Below are 6,264 nucleotides of genomic sequence, written 5' to 3'. Positions count from 1 at the left end.
GCCATACACCCCGTCGCCGTCGACATCCATGTAGACATAGGACGAGAAGTTGAGCTTGCCGGCGGTGGGCCGCCAGGACGCGCGCACCGCATAATCATGGGCCGGATCGGCCCGGCGCCGCATCCGCCGGCGCTGGCGCGCCTGCCAGACGAGGAAGGCCAGCAATGCCGCGGCCGCGAGGACGATTGAGGAGACTGCGACGGTCAGGCTGGGCAACGGCGAGCCTCGGCGGGAATGATTGCGACACCCTAGCTTGCGATGTGGTGACTGCACAGAGGGGCGCGAAGGATCGCGGCGGCGAGGTCAGGTCTCCACCTCCACCCACACCGGCGCGTGGTCGCTGGCGTTGTCCTCGCCGCGCACGGCCCGGTCGATGCCGGCCGCTTTCAGCTTGCGGACGAGTGTCTTCGACAAAAGGATGTGGTCGAGCCTGAGGCCCGCGTCGCGCGGCCAGCGATTGCGGCGGTAGTCCCAGAATGTGTAGAGCTTCTCCTCCTTCGGGAAGACCTTGCGCAGCGCATCGGTCCAGCCCCGCTCGACGAGTGCCGCGAAGGCGGCGCGGCTTTGCGGCTGCACCAGCGCGTTGTCGTCATAGGAGCGGGTCGGGTAGATGTCGCGCGGCTCAGGCACGATGTTGAAGTCGCCGGCAAGCGCCACCGGCAGGCCGGTGTCGAGGAGCTGCTTCGCGTGCGCCGCGAAGCGATCGTGCCAGGCGAGCTTGTACTGATATTTGGGCCCGGGCTGCGGGTTGCCGTTGGGCGCATAGAGGCAGGCGATGACAATGCCCGACACCGCCGCCTCGATGTAGCGCGCCTGGCGGTCGGCGTCGTCGCCGGGCAGTACGTCGCGCGTCAGCACGGGTTCTGCGCCCTTTGCCAGAATGGCAACGCCGTTCCAGGTCGGCTCGCCCTTCCACACCGCGCCATAGCCGGCCTTCGCCAGCCGGGTCAGCGGAAACTGCGTGTCGCGCGCCTTCAGTTCCTGCAGGCAGACGACGTCGGGTTTTGCCTCGGCGAGCCAGGCCAGCAGGTTCTCCAGGCGACTGTTGATGTTGTTGATGTTGAAGGTGGCGATTTTCATGTTTGGATGCCGAAAGCGCCCCTCGCTTCGTCATCCTCGGGCTTGACCCGAGGATCCATGCCGTGACCGTCGCCGTGGAACGTGGCGGGGCAGAATTCTGAACCGTTGCAACGCCTTAGCGTCACGGCATGGATTCTAGGGTCTGCGCGCGTCGCTTCGCTCCTTGCTCCGCCCTAGAATGACGAAGCCGACGGCTGCGCGAATTTAGCCGCTGTCGTCTCCGCCACCGTCTTCAGGTGGTCGCCCGTCGAAAACCCCGAGATCGCCTTGCGCGGCTTCAGATCGTGGTCGCCGTCCTCCAGCCAGATCATCTCGATGGCGTTGGAAAGGCCATAGGTCGCAACCTCATCCTTGGTGCCGAATTCGTCGCGCGTGCCCTGGAAGATCAGCGTCGGCGTCTTGAGGCCGAGGAGATGCTTGGTCCTGAGTTGCTCCGGCTTGCCGGGTGGATGGAAGGGATAGCCGAGGCAGACGAGCCCGGCGATCTCGCCTTTGGCAAACATCTCGTCGGCGACCATCGACGCGACCCGTCCGCCCATCGACTTGCCGCCGATGATGAGCTTTCCCGTGACACCCTTGGCGCGAAGGTCGGCGATCGCCTTGATGTATTCAGGGTTCACCGTCTCGGCGCGCGGCGGCGGCTTGCGATGGCCGTAGCGGCGCGCCGCCATGTAGTGGAACTCGAAGCGCGCCACGCGGAAGCCGACCGTGGCGAGCGCCTTGGCGGTGGCGGCCATCGAGGCGGAGTCCATCGGCGCACCGGCGCCATGGGCCAGCAGGATGGTGACGGGGGCGGGTTCGGAGCCGTCGAAGAGGAAGTGGGTCATGGGACTGTGCTCGGCGCGACGACGAAGCAGCTGATCTCCCCCCTTGTGGGGGAGATGGCCGGCAGGCCAGAGGGGGGCGCGAAGGAACGCCGACTTCGACTCTTACAAACCGAAAATCTTAGAGGTCGCCGCCGCCAGCCGTTGAGAGGCTGGCGGGACAGCGCCCCCCCTCTGTCCTGCCGGACATCTCCCCCACAAGGGGGGAGATTGGCTGTCGCGACGGCCTTCGCCAATCATTGTCACCCCGCCGTGCGCGCCATATGCAAATCGACGAACTGTATCCCCTTCTGCGCCAACCTCGCCCATTCGGATTCAGCATCGAGTTCCAGATAGCGCACCCACAGCCGGCGGGCCTCGGCCATATTCCCCCCATCGAATTCCAACCGCGCAAGGTTGAACACCGGGTCGGCATAGGTCTTGTCGAGTGCGATCGCCTTCTGCAGGTGGCGGCGGGCGGAGGCCACCTTGCCCTCGGCGCTCATCAGGCCGGCGAGGTTGAACCAGGCTTCGACGAAGCCGGGATCGAGCTTGATCGCACGCGCATAGTCGTGCGCGGCTTCCGCCACGCGGCCGGCGCCGCGCAGGCAGTTGGCGCGGTTGAAGGCGGCAATCGCATCCTTGGCGTCGATCGCGAGGCAACGCTGGTAAAGCGCTGCCGCATCGTCGTGACGCCCCTCCTGTTCCGCGCCTTCCGCCTCGGCGAACAGTTCCTCCAGCGTGTCGTCTCCAGCCATTCCCGAATTTGGTGAACCCAGATCGAACAGCAACTGACCGTCGAGCTCGCTCGCACCATCGTCGAGATAGATCGCGTCGGGGCGGCCGTGCTGCGAGCCGAGATTGAGCGACTTCGCAGTGAGCGAGGCGACCGGGCCGGAGCGATGCACGGAGCGCGCGATCGCGCCCCAGCTGGCGCCGCTGGCGATCAGCCCGGCATATTTTCTGGCCAGGATGAGGTCGCGGAAGGAATAAGGCTCGGCATCGTGCTCGAAGGCGTCGAACAGCGACAGCAGGTCGAGATCGTCGCCGGCAAGTCGCGACTGGTCGATCAGCGATTGCCTCGACAGCGACGACGCCTCCGGCGCCTTCATCAGGCCGAGCAGGCGCAGGAAACCGTTCTCGCTGATCAGCGCGCGGCCGGCGGCGCGCTCGGCCTTCGCGCGCCGTTCGATGTCGGCATCGCCTGTCCTGCTCATCGCGGCTTTCGCCAGCAGCGTGCGGCCGAACACGGCATGGCTGGTGCGGCGGGTGACGCCGCGCCTCAGCTCGGCATGGCGGCGCTCGACCTCGCGCGCGGCCAGCCTCAGCGGAAAGGCGGCCAGCGCGCCGACGACGCCATACACGGCGCCGGGGACGATGACTGACCCTGCCGTCACTTCTTGCTCTTGCCGACGGCCTTCAACAGGTTCGCCTTCAGCGGATTTTCGGGCGCGCCGCCGGCAGCCGCCTTCTTGGCTGGCTTGGCCGGCGCCTCGTCGGCCTTGCTCTTCGACTTGGCTGGCGGCTTGGCCGACTGCGACAGGCTCGCCTTCAGCGCATCCATCAGATTGATGACGTTGCCGCGCTCGGGCGCGGCCGCAATGATCGGCTTGTGGCCCTTCAGCTTCTCGCGGATCATCGCCATCAGCGCCACCTCGTAGCGATCCTCGTAGTTCTTCGGATCGAAGGCGGTTTCCTTCTGCTTGATCAGCGCCTCGGCGAGCTGCAGCATTTCCGGGTCCGGCTTGCCGGCCGGAATGTTGCCGAAATATTCAGCCGTGCCGCGCACTTCGTTGGGATTCCTCAAGGTGCAGACGAACATGCCGTTCTCGCGCGCGCCGATCGTCACCACGCGCTCGCGGCTGGAGAGCACGAGCCTGGCGATCGCCAACTTGCCGGATTTGCGCATCGCCTCGCGCAGCACCGCGAAAGTTTCCTCCGCCATGGCGCCGTCGGGGGCAAGGTAATAGGGTGAGTCCTGATAGATGACGTCGACCTCGCCCTCATCGACGAAGGCCTCGATGTTCATCGTGTGGTTGGATTCGATCCTGACCGCATCGAGGTCGGCGTCATCGATGATGATGTACTGCTTGTCCTCGTACTCGTAGCCCTTGACCAGGTCCGAGCGCTCGACCAGCCCGAGCTCGGGATCCACGGGCTTCATATTGATGCGGTTGTGGGTCTTCTTGTGCAGCTGGTTGAATGTGATGCGTTCGCTCGCGCTGGTGGCCGGATAGAGCCGGACCGGACAGCTGACGAGGCTGAGCTTGAGGTAACCTTTCCAACTTGCCCTGGGCGCCATGATGAACTCCTACGCGGCCATGCACTGACAGTTACTTGCAGCGCTCCCGCTCAAGGACGGTTGGCGCCGTGGAAATCCTACACCGACCCTTGATGGTACTGCCGAATTCCTGACGAAGTGTTTTCTGGGGCGGGTTTGGTGGGAGAATAGTTCAAATTGTAGCAAGCGTCGATGGAGATGGGGTTGAGACGCTGGCGGGACGCTGACGATTGGCCGGAGGCCTCGATGCTTCGTCATCCTAGGGCGGAGCAAGGAGCGAAGCGACGCGCGCAGACCCTAGGATCCATGCCGGAACGTGCGAGCGCCGCAACGGTGCAAAACAAAGAGCTCGAACCATTCCGGATTGGTCTTCTCGATCAAGTCGACCTTCCACTGACGTGGCCAGCGCTTCAACGACTTTTCGCGCTGGATGGCATCAGTGATGTCGAAGAATTCCTCATATCAGACCAGACGTTGCGCGCCGTAGCGGTCATGGATCGACTTTAGCTGGCGGTATTGCGGGCGACCATTCTGCACAATTGCATTCTACGGCCGAAGTCACGGCATGGATCCTAGGGGCTTCGCCGCGCTTCGCTCCTTGCTTCGCCCTAGGATGACGAAAGACGCGAGGGCTTCGCCTCATGCATGGCCTACCTCCCCGCCAACACCGGCAAGTCCCTCGCAGCCTCGTCGATCTCCGCCCAGGGATCGCCCGATGTCTCCAAAAGCCCCGGCAGCGAGGCGTAGTTGAGGTCCTCCGGCGCGTCGATCGTCTCGAGATCCGTCCAGCTCACCGGGGTCGATGCTGGCAAGTTGGTGCGGGCGCGCAGCGAATAAGGGGCGGCGGACGTGTGGCCACGGGCGTTGCGGTGGAAGTCGATGAAGATGCGGCGCTTGCGGTTGTCCTTGCCCATCGTCGTGGTGAAGGTGTCGGGCGCGGTCGACGCGAGATAGGTCGAGATCGCGCTTGAGGCCTGGTGCAGCTTCTTCCAGTTCTGCTTCCTGGTCACCGGCACCGTGATGTGGATGCCCTTGCCACCGGAGGTCTTGGCGAAGGGCACCAGGCCCAGCACTTCCAGACCGCCCTTGATGTGGACCGCCGCCTCCACCACCTCGCGCCACGAAATGCCCTCGCCCGGGTCGAGGTCGAAGACGATCTGGTCGGGCTTGTCGAGTTTCGTCCGGTGCGTGCCCCAGGTATGGAACTCGACGACGCCGAACTGGGCTAGCGCCAGATAGCCCTTGGCGTCCTCGACCGAGAGATAGGTCTTGGTTTCGCCTTCCGAATTGATCGACTCGAACACCGCCACCGAAGGCGGCATGCCGGTGAAAGCGTGACGCTGGAAAAAACAGTCCTGCGGCTTGCCGGTCGGGCAGCGCACCAGCGACACCGGACGGCCGATGATGTGCGGCAGCATGAAATCGCCGACCAGCGCGTAATAGACCGCGATGTCGAGTTTTGTCGGGCCGGTCTTGCCGAACAGCCGCCGCTCCGGATTGGTGACCCAGATGGTGGCGAGATCGGATTCGGCGATCAGCCGCTTGCGCTTGACCGGCACCGGTGTGGTCAGCCCGCCGATATCGCGCAGACCGCGAAATACGCCGTGGCGGATCGCATTGTCGGCGGTGCGGTTTGAATAGCGAATGCGGGCTGACAGCAGCGGCTTCACCCAGTGCATCTCGCGCATGATCTCGCGCGGCGCGCCTTCGGGCGGACTGGCGCCGGCCGTCAGCCGTTCCAGCCGCGTAAGCAGCTCCGTCGCCATGTCGCGATCGAATCCGGTGCCGACCTTGCCGCGATAATGCAATTCGCCATTCTCGAACTCGGCCATGCCGAGCGCCGCCAAGCCCTCCGCGCGGTCGGAGACGGTATAGCCGGCGATGACGAAATCATCCGTCTTCTGCGCCTTCACCTTGGTCCAGCTCTTGGTCCGGCCGCTCATGTAAATGGCGTCGGCGCGCTTGGAGACGACGCCTTCCAACCCAAGCTCCGAAGCCTGGTCGTAGAGACCTTGCCCGTCGCCTTCGACATGGTCGCTGTACTGGATGGCGGCGTTGGCGGTCTGGCCGGCGAGCAGCTCGGCAAGCAGCGCCTTACGC

At 64.8% G+C, this 6,264-nt stretch carries 5 protein-coding genes and 2 pseudogenes; all 7 read right to left on the bottom strand.

The window, feature by feature from the left end; genetic code table 11:
* Positions 1-216 (bottom strand): annotated as a pseudogene (locus EN781_RS22685) (hypothetical protein); the annotation flags it as partial.
* 87 nt (positions 217-303) lie between these two features.
* Entirely contained in the window at positions 304-1,080 is a 777-nt protein-coding gene (locus tag EN781_RS22680; protein ID WP_126055268.1) for an exodeoxyribonuclease III, read from the bottom strand.
* 173 nt (positions 1,081-1,253) lie between these two features.
* Entirely contained in the window at positions 1,254-1,907 is a 654-nt protein-coding gene (locus EN781_RS22675; protein WP_127400354.1) for an alpha/beta family hydrolase, read from the bottom strand.
* Between the two features lie 239 nt (positions 1,908-2,146).
* Positions 2,147-3,280 carry a tetratricopeptide repeat protein gene (locus EN781_RS22665; RefSeq protein ID WP_127400352.1) on the bottom strand — a complete coding sequence of 378 codons (1,134 nt, stop codon included), beginning with the start codon at positions 3,278-3,280 and terminating at the stop codon, positions 2,147-2,149.
* Positions 3,277-4,185: a Ku protein gene (locus EN781_RS22660; RefSeq protein WP_126055270.1), complete on the bottom strand. Its 909-nt coding sequence runs from the start codon at positions 4,183-4,185 to the stop codon at positions 3,277-3,279. The genes EN781_RS22665 and EN781_RS22660 overlap by 4 nt, the downstream gene beginning before the upstream one ends.
* A gap of 276 nt (positions 4,186-4,461) precedes the next feature.
* Positions 4,462-4,653: pseudogene (locus EN781_RS35470) on the bottom strand (hypothetical protein); the annotation flags it as partial.
* 161 nt (positions 4,654-4,814) lie between these two features.
* A partial coding sequence (gene ligD / locus EN781_RS22650) for a DNA ligase D (RefSeq protein WP_127400351.1) occupies positions 4,815-6,264 on the bottom strand: 1,450 nt, incomplete at its 5' end.

Source organism: Mesorhizobium sp. M4A.F.Ca.ET.090.04.2.1 (genome assembly GCF_003999085.1).
GTDB lineage: Bacteria > Pseudomonadota > Alphaproteobacteria > Rhizobiales > Rhizobiaceae > Mesorhizobium.
The sequence above is the reverse complement of the archived record's forward strand: the minus strand, read 5'-3'. Positions and strand labels throughout refer to the sequence as shown.

Bases quoted from the DNA above. Each gene is read 5' to 3' on its own strand.
- EN781_RS22680 (WP_126055268.1), bottom strand. From the start codon at position 1,080: ATGAAAATCGCCACCTTCAACATCAACAACATCAACAGTCGCCTGGAG.
- EN781_RS22660 (WP_126055270.1), bottom strand. From the start codon at position 4,185: ATGGCGCCCAGGGCAAGTTGGAAAGGTTACCTCAAGCTCAGCCTCGTC.
- EN781_RS22675 (WP_127400354.1), bottom strand. From the start codon at position 1,907: ATGACCCACTTCCTCTTCGACGGCTCCGAACCCGCCCCCGTCACCATC.